General features: G+C 61.1%; 13 protein-coding genes and 2 tRNA genes. 9 read left to right on the top strand and 6 right to left on the bottom strand.

Translation table 11 applies throughout. The features are described from left to right. The 3 genes from lon to EOC93_RS27990 all read left to right on the top strand — a co-directional run. Window positions 1–1939 (top strand): endopeptidase La (lon, locus tag EOC93_RS28000; RefSeq protein WP_127206232.1); only part of this gene is annotated, 1939 nt, incomplete at its 5' end. Between the two features lie 196 nt (window positions 1940–2135). Continuing rightward, window positions 2136–2408, top strand: coding sequence for an HU family DNA-binding protein (locus tag EOC93_RS27995; protein ID WP_006201846.1), 273 nt, complete (start codon window positions 2136–2138; stop codon window positions 2406–2408). Between the two features lie 312 nt (window positions 2409–2720). Further along, complete coding sequence (locus tag EOC93_RS27990; protein ID WP_164759301.1) at window positions 2721–4256, top strand: glycosyltransferase family 39 protein; 1536 nt, start codon at window positions 2721–2723, stop codon at window positions 4254–4256. Between the two features lie 70 nt (window positions 4257–4326). Here the strand turns inward: EOC93_RS27990 and EOC93_RS27985 are convergent, their stop codons facing one another. Then, window positions 4327–5346: an aldo/keto reductase gene (locus tag EOC93_RS27985; protein ID WP_095485817.1), complete on the bottom strand. Its 1020-nt coding sequence runs from the start codon at window positions 5344–5346 to the stop codon at window positions 4327–4329. Between the two features lie 185 nt (window positions 5347–5531). On the opposite strand from EOC93_RS27985, the gene EOC93_RS34250 reads away from it, so the two are divergent. Both EOC93_RS34250 and EOC93_RS27980 read left to right on the top strand, forming a co-directional pair. Beyond that, window positions 5532–5672: a hypothetical protein gene (locus tag EOC93_RS34250; RefSeq protein ID WP_158302576.1), complete on the top strand. Its 141-nt coding sequence runs from the start codon at window positions 5532–5534 to the stop codon at window positions 5670–5672. A gap of 6 nt (window positions 5673–5678) precedes the next feature. After that, window positions 5679–6422 carry a creatininase family protein gene (locus tag EOC93_RS27980; RefSeq protein WP_127206230.1) on the top strand — a complete coding sequence of 248 codons (744 nt, stop codon included), beginning with the start codon at window positions 5679–5681 and terminating at the stop codon, window positions 6420–6422. Between the two features lie 208 nt (window positions 6423–6630). Here the strand turns inward: EOC93_RS27980 and EOC93_RS27975 are convergent, their stop codons facing one another. From EOC93_RS27975 to EOC93_RS27965, 3 genes are all read right to left on the bottom strand, one after another. After that, window positions 6631–7548: a carbohydrate ABC transporter permease gene (locus EOC93_RS27975; RefSeq protein ID WP_029353494.1), complete on the bottom strand. Its 918-nt coding sequence runs from the start codon at window positions 7546–7548 to the stop codon at window positions 6631–6633. 13 nt (window positions 7549–7561) lie between these two features. Next, window positions 7562–8683 (bottom strand): sugar ABC transporter permease, encoded by a 1122-nt coding sequence (locus tag EOC93_RS27970; RefSeq protein WP_127206229.1) that lies wholly within the window; start codon window positions 8681–8683, stop codon window positions 7562–7564. Window positions 8684–8784: 101 nt separating this feature from the next. Then, entirely contained in the window at window positions 8785–10449 is a 1665-nt protein-coding gene (locus tag EOC93_RS27965; RefSeq protein ID WP_126106858.1) for a sugar ABC transporter substrate-binding protein, read from the bottom strand. Window positions 10450–10745: 296 nt separating this feature from the next. Between EOC93_RS27965 and ugpC the strand changes: the two genes are divergently transcribed. From ugpC to rbsK, 3 genes are read left to right on the top strand one after another with little or no spacing between them, the layout of a single operon-like run. Beyond that, on the top strand, window positions 10746–11804 hold the full coding sequence (gene ugpC / locus EOC93_RS27960) for a sn-glycerol-3-phosphate ABC transporter ATP-binding protein UgpC (RefSeq protein ID WP_127206228.1): 1059 nt from the start codon (window positions 10746–10748) through the stop codon (window positions 11802–11804). A 36-nt stretch (window positions 11805–11840) separates the two neighbouring features. Further along, complete coding sequence (locus EOC93_RS27955; protein WP_126106856.1) at window positions 11841–12293, top strand: RbsD/FucU family protein; 453 nt, start codon at window positions 11841–11843, stop codon at window positions 12291–12293. Between the two features lie 4 nt (window positions 12294–12297). Next, window positions 12298–13224, top strand: coding sequence for a ribokinase (gene rbsK / locus EOC93_RS27950; RefSeq protein ID WP_126106855.1), 927 nt, complete (start codon window positions 12298–12300; stop codon window positions 13222–13224). Window positions 13225–13518: 294 nt separating this feature from the next. Here rbsK and EOC93_RS27945 read toward each other — a convergent pair whose 3' ends face one another. Together EOC93_RS27945 and EOC93_RS27940 are read right to left on the bottom strand one after the other, a co-directional pair. After that, the gene (locus EOC93_RS27945) at window positions 13519–14304 is read right to left on the bottom strand and encodes an ion transporter (protein WP_095489659.1); all 786 of its coding nucleotides are present in this window, start codon (window positions 14302–14304) and stop codon (window positions 13519–13521) included. 191 nt (window positions 14305–14495) lie between these two features. Beyond that, window positions 14496–14572, bottom strand: a tRNA-Asp gene (locus EOC93_RS27940). Between the two features lie 216 nt (window positions 14573–14788). Here EOC93_RS27940 and EOC93_RS27935 point away from each other — a divergent pair. Continuing rightward, window positions 14789–14864 (top strand) — tRNA-Val (locus tag EOC93_RS27935). Window positions 14865–15633 lie beyond the last annotated feature (769 nt).

Below are 15633 nucleotides of genomic sequence, written 5' to 3'. Positions count from 1 at the left end.
CAGCCAGATCGACGACTATTCCAAGCTCGCCGATACGGTTGCCTCGCATCTTGCCATCAAGATCCCCGAAAAGCAGGAGATGCTGGCCACGCTTTCGGTCAAGGAGCGGCTGGAAAAGGCGATGGGCTTCATGGAAGCCGAAATCTCCGTCCTGCAGGTTGAGAAGCGCATCCGTTCGCGCGTCAAGCGCCAGATGGAGAAGACCCAGCGCGAATACTACCTCAACGAGCAGATGAAGGCGATCCAGAAGGAGCTCGGCGAGGGTGAGGACGGCCGCGACGAGGCCGCCGAGATCGAGGCGCGCATCAAGAAGACCAAGCTCTCCAAGGAGGCCCGCGAAAAGGCGGAGGCCGAACTGAAGAAGCTGCGGACGATGTCGCCGATGTCGGCTGAATCGACCGTCGTGCGCAACTATCTCGACTGGATCCTTTCGATACCGTGGGGCAAGAACTCCAAGGTCAAGCAGGACCTGTCCTTCGCGCAGAATGTGCTCGACACCGACCATTTCGGCCTCGACAAAGTCAAGGACCGCATCGTCGAATATCTCGCCGTGCAGAGCCGCCAGAAGAAGCTGAAGGGACCGATCCTGTGCCTCGTCGGACCTCCCGGCGTTGGCAAGACCTCGCTCGGCAAGTCGATCGCCAAGGCGACCGGCCGCGAGTTCATCCGCATGGCGCTGGGCGGCGTGCGCGATGAGGCCGAAATCCGCGGTCACCGGCGCACCTATATCGGCTCGATGCCCGGCAAGGTCATCCAGTCGATGAAGAAGGCGAAGAAGTCCAACCCGCTCTTCCTGCTCGACGAGATCGACAAGATGGGCCAGGATTTCCGCGGCGATCCGTCATCGGCTTTGCTCGAGGTGCTCGACCCTGAGCAGAACTCGACGTTCATGGACCATTACCTCGAGGTTGAATACGACCTGTCGAGCGTGATGTTCGTGACGACCGCGAACACATTGAACATCCCTGCGCCCTTGATGGACCGCATGGAGATCATCCGTATCGCCGGCTACACCGAGGACGAGAAGATCGAGATCGCCAAGCGCCACCTGATGCCTAAGGTGATCCGCGATCACGCGCTGCAACCGAAGGAGTTTTCCGTCGGCGAGGACGCGATCCGCGGCATCATCCAGACCTACACCCGTGAGGCGGGCGTCAGGAGCCTGGAGCGCGAGCTGATGAAGCTCGGCCGCAAGGCGGTGACCGAGATCCTGAAGACGAAGAAGAAGACGATCGACATCACGGCAGACAATCTTGCCGATTATCTTGGTGTCGCGCGCTTCCGCTTCGGTCAGGTCGAGGCCGACGATCAGGTCGGCGTCGTCACCGGGCTCGCCTGGACGGAAGTCGGCGGCGAGTTGCTGACGATCGAAGGCGTCATGATGCCCGGCAAGGGCCGCATGACGGTGACCGGCAATCTGCGCGACGTGATGAAGGAATCGATCTCGGCGGCGGCCTCCTATGTCCGCTCGCGGGCTATCGATTTCGGCGTCGAGCCGCCGCTGTTCGACAAGCGCGACATCCACGTCCACGTGCCCGAGGGCGCAACGCCCAAGGACGGACCGTCGGCGGGTGTGGCGATGGCGACGGCGATCGTCTCGGTGCTGACCGGCATCCCGGTCAGGGCCGATGTGGCGATGACCGGCGAGATCACGCTGCGCGGCAGGGTGCTGCCGATCGGCGGGCTCAAGGAGAAGCTGCTTGCAGCACTTCGCGGCGGCATCAAGAAGGTGCTGATCCCGGAAGACAACGCCAAGGATCTAGCGGAGATTCCGGACAACGTGAAGAACGGCATGGAGATCATTCCGGTCGCGCGGGTCGGCGAAGTGTTGCGCCATGCGCTGGTGCGTATGCCGGAGCCGATCGAGTGGGTCGAGCCGGTCAATGCGCCGGCTGCGGTGGATGCCGGAGACGACGCCAGCAAGTCGCTGGCTCATTAGATCTTGCTAAAGTTGCAATGCACAAACAGAGAGCCGGGCCTTGAGCCCGGCTTTTTCATGTGAAAAACCCCGGAATTCCGGGGTTTTTTCGATTTTTTTCACGCTTTTCGACTTGGTTGCGGAAGCGCTTCTTTCTAAAGTCCGTTTCCTGCCGGATGAGTCGTACGTTCCGGTTTTCTCATGGAAGGGAATTTTTATGAACAAGAACGAACTGGTGTCCGCTGTCGCCGATGCCGCGAGTATTTCGAAGGGTGACGCGCAGTCGGCGGTTGATGCGGTGTTTTCCGTGATCACCGGCGAACTGAAGAAGGGCGGCGATGTCCGGCTTGTCGGCTTCGGAAATTTCACCGTGTCAAAACGCGCCGCGTCGACCGGCCGCAACCCGCAGACCGGTGCGGAAGTGAAGATTCCGGCGCGCACCGTGCCGAAGTTTTCGGCCGGCAAGGGCCTCAAGGACGCAGTAAACTAAGCGCCTTCTTACCCTTTTCAGAGATCAGAAAAGCCGGGCATGCCCGGCTTTTCTTTTGCGTCCGATTAAAGTGTCGGACCAAAGGTGAATGGTTCCGGAGCCGGCAATGGGAGTATCGCGCCGACGCCTAATGCATGTCGCGCAAAAGTGCGCAGCGGTTTTGCGATAACGATATGCATAGAAACAAGGGTTTAAAGCGCGTCGCATGAATCCGTTCGAACGCGACGCGCTTTGGGGCAACCCGGCCACCAATTGTCCTCTGCTCCCCAGTCGTGTAACGCCGTTCCTCCGGCACGAAGGGACGACCACATCTTGCAGAAGGTAGAAGAACTGATTGATTGGCTTGCCGATGACAAGGTCGGCCGGCTTTATGTCGCGGTGCTCGTCATCGCTCTTTATTTCGCCTTCCAAACCGCGACGCTGTCGCTGCTTGGCCTTTGGGCAGGCAACGGCGTGAACATCGACGATGCCGAGCAACTGATCTATCTGCCGCATCTCGCCGCCGGCTATGGTGGTTCACAGCCACCGCTCTACAACTGGATTGCCTGGACAATAAGCCAAGGGTTCGGGACGAGCATCGTCAGCCTCAAGCTCGTCAGATATGTCCTGCTTTTCGTCGGCTTTGCCGCCAGCCATGCTGCGATGCGCAGGCTTGGCTATAAGCAGGTCACTGCCGCCGCCGCTATGTTCGGACTAATGACGGTGCCGCTGCTATTTTGGGAAGCGCAACACAGCTTGACGCATTCGGTAGCCGCCTTCGCCTTTTGCGCGGTCACGCTGCTCGCCTTCGCCCATCTCGTCCATGTCCGGACGCCGCTGGCCTATGCGAGCTTCGGCCTGGCGGCCGCACTGGCCACGCTCGCCAAGTTCAATGATGTCCTCATGCTGGCAGCGCTGCTCTCGGCGGCGATGACTGTGCGCGCCTATCGACCAGCGCTGGTTTCACCATGGATACTGCTCAGCATGGCGGTCTTCGTGCTTGTTCTGACCCCGACGACAGTTTGGAGCTACTACCATTCGGACGCAATTTTCGCCCGTATATCCAAGTTTGGCATAGCCGATGATGACGACGGAATGATCGGCATCCGCGGCGAGGGGTTGTTCAAAATCATATATGCCACCGCGTCATTCGGCATCGTGACTCTAGTCATCTACGTCCTCGGCTTCGTTTGGAAACGGAGTTTCCCCCGACGGCAGGACGCCTTCAATGCACCGCGGGACAAGTTGCTTGAGCGTGCATTGCTGATAGGCCTTCTTGCTGTGCTGCTGCTGGTGCTGGCAAGCGGTAGCACGTCGTTGCGCAACCGCTGGCTGCTGCCGGTTCTTTTCCTGCTGCCGCTCTATCTTGCCGCACGCATGGAAAAGCTGGGCGAGTTCGGCCGAGAGGTTCAGCGCTTCGTGATCGCCTTGGCTGTCGTTACAGCTCTGCTTGTGACACCGTTCACTTGGTATGCGCAACTGATGGGCGGGGAAGGCAAATCTCGCACCGCAAGGCTGGACTTCAAAGAACTCTATCACGACCTGCGGGCCACCGGGCCGGTGCGCACGATCCTCGGCAATTCCTCTTGGGTCGGAAATTTCCGTCTTGCTGAGGGCGACCTCGTGCTGCTCAATCCCGAAGTTCCGGAGCTGAAAGAGCTACTCCAGGACCCTGCGGTGTTGATGTGGCTGGACGAAAACCGGCCCGATCCGGCATTAGTAGAGATCTTGCGGCAAGCAGACTACGAACTCAGCAGCCAAACCGGCACGCTGATCGGGAAAGAGCTGTTCGGATCCGTGTCGGGCAGGCGCATCTATTTCGCCCGCCTGCACAAGCGCGGTTCGGCAGGCAAAAGCGTCCAAGATTGAATGCAGTCAGGGATTTGCCGCTTGTACCCAAGCGAGGCCGCAGGTGTCGAGCCGATGAAAGCAGGCGGCTTTATGCCGTCGGCGCATCGGCGCGCATCAGCCCTTCCTTCTTGAGGTCGGCCCAGAGTGCCGAAGGCAGCTTCGCGTCGAGCAGCGAGCGGTTGCTTTCGACCTCGCTCGGCCGCTGGCCGCCGGGGATCACCGACACGACCGAAGGGTGCAGCAGCGGAAATTGCAGTGCCGCCTCGATCAGGCGCACGCCGTGGCGTTTGCAGACGGCCTCGATGCGCGTGACGCGGTCGAGAATGTCCTGCGGCGCCTCGGAATAATTGTAGTAGGCGCCGGGCTTCGGTCCGGTTGCCAGGATCCCGGAATTATACGGCCCGCCGAGAACGATGCCGATGCCGCGCTTCTGGCATAGCGGCAGGAAGGATTGCAGCGCTTCCTGCTCCAGCAGCGTATAACGCCCGGCAAGCAGGAAAAGGTCGAAGTCGCCACGTTCGGCAAGTGTCTGGGCAACCGGCCATTCGTTGATGCCGCCGCCGAACGCCCTGATAACGCCCTGGTCGCGCAGGGCCAGCAGCCCGTAATAGCCCGAGCGCATGAACTCCTCGATGCGTTGGTCCGAGGCCTCCTTGCTGCCATGGGTGAAGATGTCGACGTCATGCACGAAAAGGATGTCGATGCGATCGACGCCCAGACGTTCGAGCGACGCTTCGAAGGAGCGCATGACGCCGTCATAGCTGTAGTCGTAGACCTCGCGGCGCGACGGCGTGTCGAAGAATTTGCCGATGCCGGTGCGCTGCTCCGGCGGGCAGGCGCGCATGATGCGGCCGACCTTGGTCGACAGCACATAGTCGTCGCGCTTTTTCGAACGCAGGAACGGATTGAGCCGCGTTTCCGACAGGCCGAGCCCGTAGAGCGGCGCGGTGTCGTAGTAGCGGCAGCCGACCTGCCATGCCGCTTCCAGCGTGGCATTGGCATCGTCGTCGGAGACGACGCGGTAGAGGTTGCCGAGCGGCGCCGTGCCGAAGCCGAGCTCCGTGAAACTGACGCCGTTGCCGATGCGGTCGAAATGCCGTGTCTTCATGTCCTGCTATTTCCTCACCTACGCAATTGCCGTGACACTATCACGCCTGTGGCACTTCAAAAGCACTTCGGGCCGTTGGACACGGAATTTCACGGTGATAGCATGAGCAAAAACAAGCTGTTCGGAGGAAACGTGCCCAATACGTTCAGGCAGGTTTGGGGTCCCGGCAAATTGGTGGAACCGTCATGACCAATGCCGACAAAAACCTGTTCAGAATGGGCGAGGGTAGCGCCGCAAGACTTGCCGATTTCACCTTGCCTGTCCCGGCTCAGAATGGTCAGCGACCAGGGGCGGCGAAGCGCGCCCACCACGCCAACATGGAGTAAGCGCTCATGCGCTACGAGCTGATGCTGCCGCACCAGATCCGCAAGGCGATCGCCGAGAACTGGCCGGTCGTGCTCCCGCTCGGCGTGCTCGAATACCATGGCGAGCACATGGCCGTCGGCATGGACACGCTGGCGGTCGTCAAGATACTGGATCTGTTCGAAAAGGAAGCCGACATCGTCATCCTGCCGCCGTTCTACTACGGCGCGGCGAGCTACGCGGTGGCGGGGCCGGAGGGCAATGGGTCGGTTCAGGTCGGCGGCAGTGTGCTGGCGCCGTTCGGCGAAGAGCTGTTCTATAGTCTGCTGCGCATCGGTTTTCGCAATATCCACGCCATCATCCACCACCAGACCGAGAACTTTGCCGCCGGCATGCCGACCGATCTCGCCTTCAAGACCGCCGGCCGCCAGGCGATCTTTCGCTTTCTCGAGAAGGAGCGCGGCGAGGGCTGGTGGGGCTCCGAGGCGATGGCCGGCTATTATGCCGAACATGCCGAAGGCGCCAATTTCTTCAACTGGGTGCAGGTGCATCCGCTCATGCCGGCGGCGATGAACGGCCAATATCCGTTCGACCATGCCGGCATTGGCGAGACGTCGGTGATGCTGGCGCTGTGCCCGGAAGCGGTGGACGCCAGCCACTTCGCCGACAATACGGGATGGTACACGGCGACTGCCCCTGAGGCCTCGATGGAGCTGGGGCAAAAGGGCGTCGCGATGATCCTCGATCATTTGAGGGCGATGTTGACGGCCTAGCGCGGTTCTTCCTTCTCCCCTTGTGGGAGAAGGTGGCCGAGCGAAGCTCGGTCGGATGAGGGGTGCTGGAAGGATCGCTACCTCGAAGACGTAAGCACTCTAAATTCCTCGACATTTGCGCGCCGCATTTCTTCCAACACCCCTCATCCGTCTTGGCGCTACGCGCCAATCCACCTTCTCCCACAAGGGGAGAAGGGAAGACAGGTGTCTATTTCACCGCGCCCGCGGTCATGCCCATGATCAGATAGCGCTCCAGCGCGATGCCGATGACGGCAAGCGGCGTGATCGCGGCGGTGGCCAGCGCCGCCATCGACCACCAGTTGATGCCTTGCGAGCCGGTCTGGCTCGCCACCATCACGGGAATGGTCTTGGCGTCAGTCGAGGTCAGGAGAGCGGCGAAGAAATACTCGTTCCAGCACAGCACCATCGCCAGGATGAAGGCCGCGACCATGCCCGGCAGCGCGATCGGCATGACGATGCGGAAGAAGGCGCCCCAGATCGACAGGCCGTCGACGAGGGCTGCTTCCTCCAGTTCGACCGGGATCGAGTTGAACTGGTCGCGCATGATCCAGATGACGATCGGCAGCACCATCAGCGTGTAGAGCAAGATCAGCCCGATGCGCGTGTCAAGCATGCCGACTTCGCGGTACAGCACGAGAAAGGGCAAAGCGAGCACCACCGGCGGCAGGATCAGCTGCGACAGGAAGAAGAAGGAGATGTCCTCGTTCTTGAACCAGGCGAAGTGGTAGCGGTAGCGGGTGAGGCCGTAGGCGGCGAGGCTGCCGATGACGATGGCGAGGCTCGATGCGCCGACCGAGGTGATGACCGAATTCATGAAGCGCTTGATGAACTCGTCGCGTACCGTCGACGTCCGGAAGATCGAATCCGGTGACAGGCCGAGCGAGCGCCAGCCCTTCCAGTCCGGCCGGAAGTCGACGAAGGGGATGAGATGGCCCTGGGTGACGTCGACGGCCGTCTTGAAGGAGGTGGTTATCGTCCAGTAGATCGGAAACAGGCAGATGAAGGCCCAGAACACCAGCGCGCCATAGATGAAGACGCGGTTGGCGAAAAAGCTTGCCGGCGAGCGGATTTCGGAAGCGGCATACTCGGTGGTCTGAACGCTCATGTTGCCGCCCCAATCAATTGACGTTGCGCACGAAGCGGTTGGCGAATTTCAACAGCCACGTCACGAACACGATGATGATGATCAAATAAGCCATCGCCAGCATGGTGCCGTAGCCGACATTCGAGCGGTCGCGATACTCGCGGTAGATGAAGCTCGACACGGAATCGGTCGCGCCGCCCGGGCCGCCCGAGGTGACGGTGATGATGATGTCGGCAAGCTTCAGCTTGAAGATGATGCGCAGGATGATAGCCGTCACCGATACCGGCAGCATCAACGGAAACGTGACCTGCCAGAACGTCTGCCAGGCATTGGCGCCGTCTACCCTGGCCGCCTCAAGCACCTCGCGTGACATCGCCTGAAGGCCGGCGAGCAGCATGATCATCATGAACGGGATGAACGTCCAGGCATCCAGCACCATGATCGAGATGCGGGCGGTGATCGGGTTGGAGAAGAAGGCCGGGTTTTCCCAGCCGAGCTGACGCGCCAGCGCCGCGGCCGGCCCGAAGCGGTATTCCATCAGCGACTTGCCGATCATCCACGACACCGCGACCGGCGACAGCATCAACGGCATGAGGAAGACGACGCGGAAGAATTTGCGCGCCCGGATCTGTGCGTTGAGAAGCAGTGCGAGACCAAAAGCGATGACATATTCGACCAGCACCGCGAGCACATAGAGCACCATGTTGAACAGCGCGTTGCGGTAGTAAGGGTCGGCCAGCATCTGCCAGAAATTGTCGAGCCCGTTGAACTTCCGGCCGGAGAAGGAACTGAGGTTCCAGTCGGTTAGCGCGATGTAGAAACCGAACAGTGTCGGGAAGATCACCATGGCGATGGTGAACAGCAGCGCCGGCAGCAGGAACAGCGCGCGCTGGCCGTCTTCGCCGCGTGTCAGCACCTGGCCGATGCCGAGCGCAACACCCCACAGCACATAGGCATAGACGACCGGCCGCCAGGTCTCGAACCCGATGGTGTCGACCTCTGTCTTGTAGAGGATCTGAACTGCGATCACCGCCAGAAGGCCGAGCGTCGCAGCGGCCATCAAAGCCCGGCCGAGCCGCTTGCGGCCCGGCGATATCAGATCGGATGGAGCGGCGTTTGCCGGCCACGCATTCGTGGGCAAGGTCTGGTCAGCCACGCGTCTCGTCCGTTCACTAAATGCTTTAATGACCGGCTCGCCGGTCTAGGTGCAGTCCGGCGGCTTCGCGTCGCCGGACCACGGTTCACCACAGTCTCAGCCTACATGCCGAGCGAGGCTTTGTAGAGCTTGACCTGATTTTCGCGGCCGATCTGGTCGGTCAGCTTCTCCCAGGCGGCTGCGATGGCGTCGGCGCCTTCCTGCGCCTTCATCTTTCCGGCGAACGTGTTGGCCAGAATGTCCTCGGCGGCGCTGTAGTATTGGAAGATGCCGGGGATGCGCGGCTCGATCGCGGCGTTCGGATGGTTGTAGCTGTCGGCTTCCGACTTGAGATACGAGGTGATGAACGCCTCGTCGTAACCGGCCGCCACCCATTCCGGAATGTCGAAATGCGAGTTGCGGTAGGGCTGGAAGCCGGACGGATATGCCGCGCACCAGAGCGACAGATCCTTGCCGCCGAGATGGGCCGCGGCAGACCAGGCCGCCTTCTTCTTCTTTTCGTCGCTATCGACGCGGGCCATGACATAGACACCCCAGCCGAGATAGGCGCAGTTCGGCGCATAGTTCGGGCCGCTGGCCAGCTTGTCCCACTGGCCGGTCTTGGAATTGTAGACGTCGTCCGAGCCCGGCAGGATCGAGAAGCCGGTGACATCGCCGACGACCGACGAGTCGTTGGTCTTGACGTTGGAGCCGACGTCGCCCCACCAAGTGACCATCGAACCGGTGCCGGCCAGGAACTGCTGGAAGGCGGTGGTGTTCGGGTCGGCGTTGATCTGGTCGGCGGGTTCCGACGGAAGCGCGTCGATCACGTCCTGGATCGCCCGCACCCAGGCCGGATTGTTGATGCGCGGCTTCATCGTGTCGGCGTCGAACAGCCAGGCCTTGTCGTCGGGATGCTTGGCATAGGCGCTGGCGCGGCTGCCAAGGAAGTAGAAGCCAAAACCGCCCCACGCCTTGGGCGCGTCGAGATAGCCAAAGACGTCCTGGCCCTGGAACTGCTTGCCCTTGAGGAATTTGGTCACGGCCTGCACCTGCTGCCAGGTCTTCGGCACGCCCCATTCACCTTCGCCGCCGCCATCTTTCCACGCCTTGGCGAGGTCGGCATCGGCGAACACGTCGGTGCGGTAGTTGAAGTTATGCGCGTCGCCGTCGACGGTCACGCGATACTGCTTGCCGTCCCAGGTGCCGACCGGCGGCTGCAAATAGGCCACGACGTCCTTCATGTCGATCTGGTCCTTGACCCAGTCCGGCATTTCGGAGGTCAGGCCCTTGCCGCAGACATCGCCTTCGAACGGCGCGCCCATCTCTATGATGTCGAAATCGACGGTGCCGGTGGCGATCGACTGCTGCAGGCGGGCGTTGTAGTCCGCCTGCGCCAGGTCGATCCAGTTGATCTTGGCGCCGGTATAGGTCTCCCACGGCTTCAGGAAGCCGCGAAACAGCACATTGTGCAGGTTCTGGTTGTTGAGCCCCATGAAGGTGAGCTCGACGCCGGCAAACTCGCCTTCCTTGACGTTGGCCTTTGTCGCCTCCAGGCAAAGCTCGCCGACCTGCTGGAAGTCGGCATCGGTCGGCTGACCCTTGCCGACACCCGGGATTTGCAGGATCTGCGCGCGCAGCTCGCTGGCGGCGGAGGCCGGCCGCGTCAGCGCGCCAAGCCCGGCGCCGGATGCCGCTGCGATCGCGGCCATGCTGGCTGCGCCCTTGAGGACATCGCGGCGGGTTGCACCCGCGCGCATAAATTGGTTGTAAAGGCTGACTTTCATTTTCATTCCTCCCAGAATTTCAATGGTGATTGTTTCGGATGTCTGGAGCGCCGGACGTGTTCCCCAACAACAGCGACTCCTAGAAATAGCGGCCCAAGTTTCCTTCCCGCGACGCTTCGATTTCCGTGGTCCGGACTAGCGTGCCGGTGCGCCCGGAACAGGGTCATAACCCGAGCCCTTTCACTATTCTCACAACCAAGTGCCGTGTCAACGAGAATGGGGTTTTTTATCTATAAAAGACTGACTTGCCCTAGCCGTTTGCGTTGTTTAGCTTCACCGCAACGAAAGGGGGGCCCATGGCTCAAGTCGCGATCAGCAAAGTGGCCAAGGCGTTCGGAACCGTCAAGGTCCTGCACGACGTCAGCGTCGACATCGCCGACGGGCAGTTCGTGGTGCTGGTCGGTCCTTCAGGGTGCGGCAAGTCCACGCTGCTCAGGATGGTGGCGGGGCTGGAAACCGTTTCCGGCGGCACGATCGCCATCGGCGACCGCGTCGTCAACCATCTGCCGCCAGCCAAGCGCGACATCGCCATGGTGTTCCAGAATTACGCGCTCTATCCGCACAAGACGGTCGAGCAGAACATGGCCTTTGCGCTGAAGCTGCGGAAGACCGACCCGGCGGTGGTCGCCGAGCGGGTCAAGCGCGCAGCCGATATCCTCGACCTCAATCCGTACCTCAAGCGCTATCCGCGCCAGCTCTCGGGCGGCCAGCGCCAGCGTGTCGCCATGGGCCGCGCCATCGTGCGCAACCCGCAGGTGTTCCTGTTCGACGAGCCGCTGTCTAACCTCGACGCAAAGCTGCGCGTGCAGATGCGCACCGAGATCAAGGAACTGCACCAGCGGCTGAAGACCACCACCATCTATGTCACGCACGACCAGATCGAGGCCATGACCATGGCCGACAAGATCGTCGTGATGCGCGACGGTCGCATCGAGCAGGTCGGCGCGCCGCTGGAACTGTTCGACCGGCCGGCCAATCTGTTCGTCGCCGGCTTCATCGGCTCGCCCTCGATGAACCTGCTCAAGGGCGTGGTGCGCAAAGGCGACAGGCCCGTCGTCGAGATTGCTGGAACGCCATTCCCTATCGCCGCGAACAGCAAGGTGGAGGATGGGCGCAATGTCGTCTACGGCGTCCGGCCCGAGCATCTCGAAATCCACCCCGACGGCGTGCCTGCGAAGATTTCGGTGGTCGAGCCGACCGGTTCTGAAACGCTGGTCTTCCTGCGTTTCGGTGAAGGCGAGATGGTGGCGCTGTTCCGTGAGCGCCACGACTTCAAGCCGGGCGACACGCTGCACCTGAAACCACGGCTCGACCAGGTCCATCTCTTCGACTCAGAGACCGGCCGTCGTCTCTAACTTCACATCAAAAAAAGCCCGTTCGGGAGGAATGCCATGCTCAAAGGGATCAATCCGCTGCTCAATGCCGACGTGCTCCAGGCGCTGCGGGCGATGGGCCATGGCGACGATTTGATCATCGCCGACACCAACTTCCCCTCCGATTCGGTGGCGCGCCAGACCGTGCTTGGCCGATTGCTGCGCATCGACGCGCCGGCGGCGGACGTGGTCAAGGCGGTGCTGTCGCTCTATCCGTTGGACAATTTCGTCGACGATGCGGCCGCCCGCATGGAGATCGTCGGCAAGCCGGACGAAATCCCCACCGTGCAACAGGAAGTGCAAAGGGAGATCGACGCTGCCGAGGGCAAGCCATGGCCGATGATCTCGGTCGAGCGTTACGCCTTCTACGAACGCGCCAAGAAGGCCTATTGCGTCATCCAGACCGGCGAGCGCCGCTTCTATGGCTGTTTTGCGTTCCGCAAGGGCGTTGTTCCGCCGAACGCGGAGTAGGGAGATGCCAGGCAAGCCTGTCGTCATATTGGGCGTCTTCGTCGCCGACACTGCCTACCGCGCCAGCCGCCAGCCGCGCATGGGCGAGACGATCCTTGGCACATCCTTCACGCTTGGCCCGGGCGGCAAGGGGTCGAACCAGGCGGTTGCGGCCGGCCGTCTTGGCGCCGACGTCACCTTCTTGACGCGCCTCGGTGTCGATCCCTTTGCCGATATGGCCAGGCAGACCTGGGCGCAGGCCGGCGTGAGGAGCGCCGTCATCGACACGCCGCAGAGTTATACGGGTGCGGCCTATATCTTCGTCGAGGAGGCGACCGGCAACAACGCCATCATCGTCAGCCCCGGTGCCGCCATGCTGATTTCGCCCGACGACATCGCGGCTAACGCCGGCCTGATCCGCTCGGCCGGCGTCTTCGTCACCCAGCTCGAGCAGCCGATCGAGGCGGCGCTGCGGGCGCTGGAGATCGCGCGCGGGGCAGGGGTGACGACCATCCTCAACCCGGCGCCGGCGGCGAGCCTGCCTGAGCGCATCTATACGCTCTGCGATTATGTCACACCCAACGAGACCGAAGCCGAGGAATTGACCGGCATCAAGGTTTCCTCCCTCGACGATGCCCGCCGCGCCGCCGAAAGCCTGCTCGGCAAGGGCGTCGGTGCGGTGATCATCACGCTTGGCGAAAAAGGCGCGCTGCTGCACACGGCCAGCCGTTCCGACCATGTTCCCGTGGTCAACGCCGGCCCTGTGGTCGAGACCACCGGCGCGGGCGATGCCTTCAACGGCGGCCTGGCCGCAGCACTTGCGAGAGGGGTGGAGCCGCTTCAAGCAGTCCGCTTCGCTTGCGCCGTCGCGGGAATTTCAGTCACCCGGCCCGGCACCGCACCGTCGATGCCGACGTTGCAGGAGGTCGAGGCGTTGCTGGCTAAGGGTTGAGGCCGCGCAGCCTCACCGGCGCTCTCAACTTTGTTCCGTTCCGACCAAGGGTGACATATTAGCCACAGTTAATGTGAATCAGCAAACCTGTCTTGTGCCATTGGCATAGTTGTCCCGTAATGGGTCACTGGGTCTGGCGCCGCAATTGCATGGACAACAATACCGGGGCCAACCTTGCCCCGGCAGTCCGGGGGGTAGTCTGGGGGACCCTGCCGCTTCGCAAATGGAGCGGCAGGCTCTTTCACGGCTGAGTTTGAAAGCCGCCTAAATTGCTGCTGGGTCTGCGGCAGCTAGTTAGCCGCGAACGCCCGACAATTCCCGGACCTCTGCCCGCAGCGCCTGGATCTCCGCGAGGATGGTGGCCTGATCGCTATGCAGCGTTGCCCTGTCGGCCGATTCTACCGCCTCGTGCTCGGCCTCCATCGCCGAAACGATCACGCCGATGAACAGATTGAGCACGGTGAACGAGGTCGCGATGATGAACGGGATGAAGAACAGCCAGGCGGTCGGATAGACCTCCATGACCGGGCGTACCACGCCGTCCGACCAGCCTTCGAGAGTCATGACCTGGAAAAGCGTGAAGAGCGACTCCGGTATGCCGCCGAACAACTCGGGAAAGGACGAGCCGTAGAGCTTCGTCGCCATCACCGCAAAGACGTAGAACACCAGTCCGAGCAACAGCATGATCGAGCCCATGCCGGGCAGGGCGGTGATGAAGCCGGTGACCACACGGCGCAGCGACGGAACGATGCTGATCAGGCGCAGGACCCGCAGGATGCGCAGCGCTCTCAGCACGGAGAGCGAACCGGTCGCGGGGATAAGCGCGAAACCGACGACGAGGAGGTCGAAGATGCGCCACGGATCGCGGAAGAAATGCGTCCTGTAGACGATCACCCGGATTGCGAGCTCGAGCACGAAGACGCTGAGGATTACGCGGTCGATGGCCGTCAGGAGAGGGCCAAAAGCAGCAATCGCGTCGGGCGAGGTCTCGAGGCCGAGCGTGACGGCGTTGATCAGGATCAGGACCATGATCGCGAGGTCGAAGCGGCGCGATTCGATGAGCGATTTCAGGGCGTCCAAGGCTTCTTCTCCGTTAGAGCATCGACCCAAAGTGGGAACCGGGCCCAAAAGTGGGAACCGGATCTGGGAAAATCCAATGCTCAAACGCATATGGCCGGCTTGTGACGCAACGAGTACAAAAAGTTGAAACTCTCAGGAAACTGAAAGTTGAAACTTTTTGTACGAAAGGACTTGAGCCATTCAAAAAAGAATGGCGCGAGTGACGGGGCTCGAACCCGCGACCTCCGGCGTGACAGGCCGGCACTCTAACCAACTGAGCTACACCCGCGCAAGACGAGCACGTGTCAGCCGTGTTCGTCGTTGGGGCGGTGGATAAGGGGTAAGCCGCCGGGTGTCAAGCGGAGCAGGACAGCATAACAGCAAACAGGAGAAGGTTTTTTGACAGGCAGGATTTTGTTGCCGAATCCGATCAGCGGCAAGGGCATTGTGCGCTCATTTGGCCTTGCGAAGCTTGCCCTAACTGCTTAAAGGTCCGGCCCGGAGCGGGCGATTAGCTCAGTTGGTAGAGCGCTTCGTTTACACCGAAGATGTCGGCGGTTCGAGCCCGTCATCGCCCACCACTCCAAATCAAGAAGATAGCGCTCTCATTCTCCCAAAAACGCTGATAAATCAGTTGCTTGCGCAATCTACGACGTTTTCGGTCGAGCGTCAAACAAGTTGACTACTGAGCTAATCGCCCGTCTTAACCCGGGCCGGACCGTTACCAGTTGTGACCCCAGTGTGACAGGCGGGCACCCCCTCCGGGGTACAAGGGGGGACGCCCCCGGCCATACTATAGGGTATCTCGCCCTGAAAAAATCTCGCTGAAATTATTAGAATCCGGGGGTGGGGTACTCGCCGAGGAACCTCCCGGTTTGCGACAAAGAGGAGGGAGACAAAGTAGGCTCTTTAGGGCTTGTCTTCGTCCAGTTGGTTGCCATTCGATCAGGCTGACTTTGCCATAGTAGTAGCGGCCCGAACTCCCCCCGTTCCTCCCGCCTGCTCTCGAATGAATCCTAGACGGAAAGCGGGGAGGGGACCGGGCCGGCATCTATTGGTTTCGACAAAAGAATTTCTTAGCAAGTGGATCAGTGCGTAACGGGTCAAACCGAGAGGTTCAAACCAAGCACCGCAGGTTCCTTAAGGGTGACAATCCCAGATCAATAAACCTAGTTCAAGTTCAATCCATACTGGAGGATTAAGTGGGGCTCCTAGGTGTCAAGAGATTAATTGGAGAAGGCTCCTCAGGCGGTCAAAAGAATATATACGTTAGTCCGGTATACCTATATGAACTCAGGTATATATTAATTGTCGAAAACCCAAAGGGTCACTCTTCGAGAGGTGTTGCGA

It is taken from the genome of Mesorhizobium sp. M6A.T.Ce.TU.002.03.1.1 (genome assembly GCF_003997275.1).
GTDB classification, from domain to species: Bacteria; Pseudomonadota; Alphaproteobacteria; order Rhizobiales; family Rhizobiaceae; genus Mesorhizobium; species Mesorhizobium mediterraneum.
The sequence above is the reverse complement of the archived record's forward strand: the minus strand, read 5'-3'. Positions and strand labels throughout refer to the sequence as shown.

Excerpts from the sequence above, each read along its gene's own strand:
- EOC93_RS27995 (WP_006201846.1), top strand. The coding sequence starts at position 2,136 with ATGAACAAGAACGAACTGGTGTCCGCTGTCGCCGATGCCGCGAGTATT.
- EOC93_RS27985 (WP_095485817.1), bottom strand. The coding sequence starts at position 5,346 with ATGAAGACACGGCATTTCGACCGCATCGGCAACGGCGTCAGTTTCACG.
- EOC93_RS34250 (WP_158302576.1), top strand. The coding sequence starts at position 5,532 with ATGACCAATGCCGACAAAAACCTGTTCAGAATGGGCGAGGGTAGCGCC.
- EOC93_RS27980 (WP_127206230.1), top strand. The coding sequence starts at position 5,679 with ATGCGCTACGAGCTGATGCTGCCGCACCAGATCCGCAAGGCGATCGCC.
- EOC93_RS27975 (WP_029353494.1), bottom strand. The coding sequence starts at position 7,548 with ATGAGCGTTCAGACCACCGAGTATGCCGCTTCCGAAATCCGCTCGCCG.
- EOC93_RS27965 (WP_126106858.1), bottom strand. The coding sequence starts at position 10,449 with ATGAAAGTCAGCCTTTACAACCAATTTATGCGCGCGGGTGCAACCCGC.
- ugpC (WP_127206228.1), top strand. The coding sequence starts at position 10,746 with ATGGCTCAAGTCGCGATCAGCAAAGTGGCCAAGGCGTTCGGAACCGTC.
- EOC93_RS27955 (WP_126106856.1), top strand. The coding sequence starts at position 11,841 with ATGCTCAAAGGGATCAATCCGCTGCTCAATGCCGACGTGCTCCAGGCG.
- rbsK (WP_126106855.1), top strand. The coding sequence starts at position 12,298 with ATGCCAGGCAAGCCTGTCGTCATATTGGGCGTCTTCGTCGCCGACACT.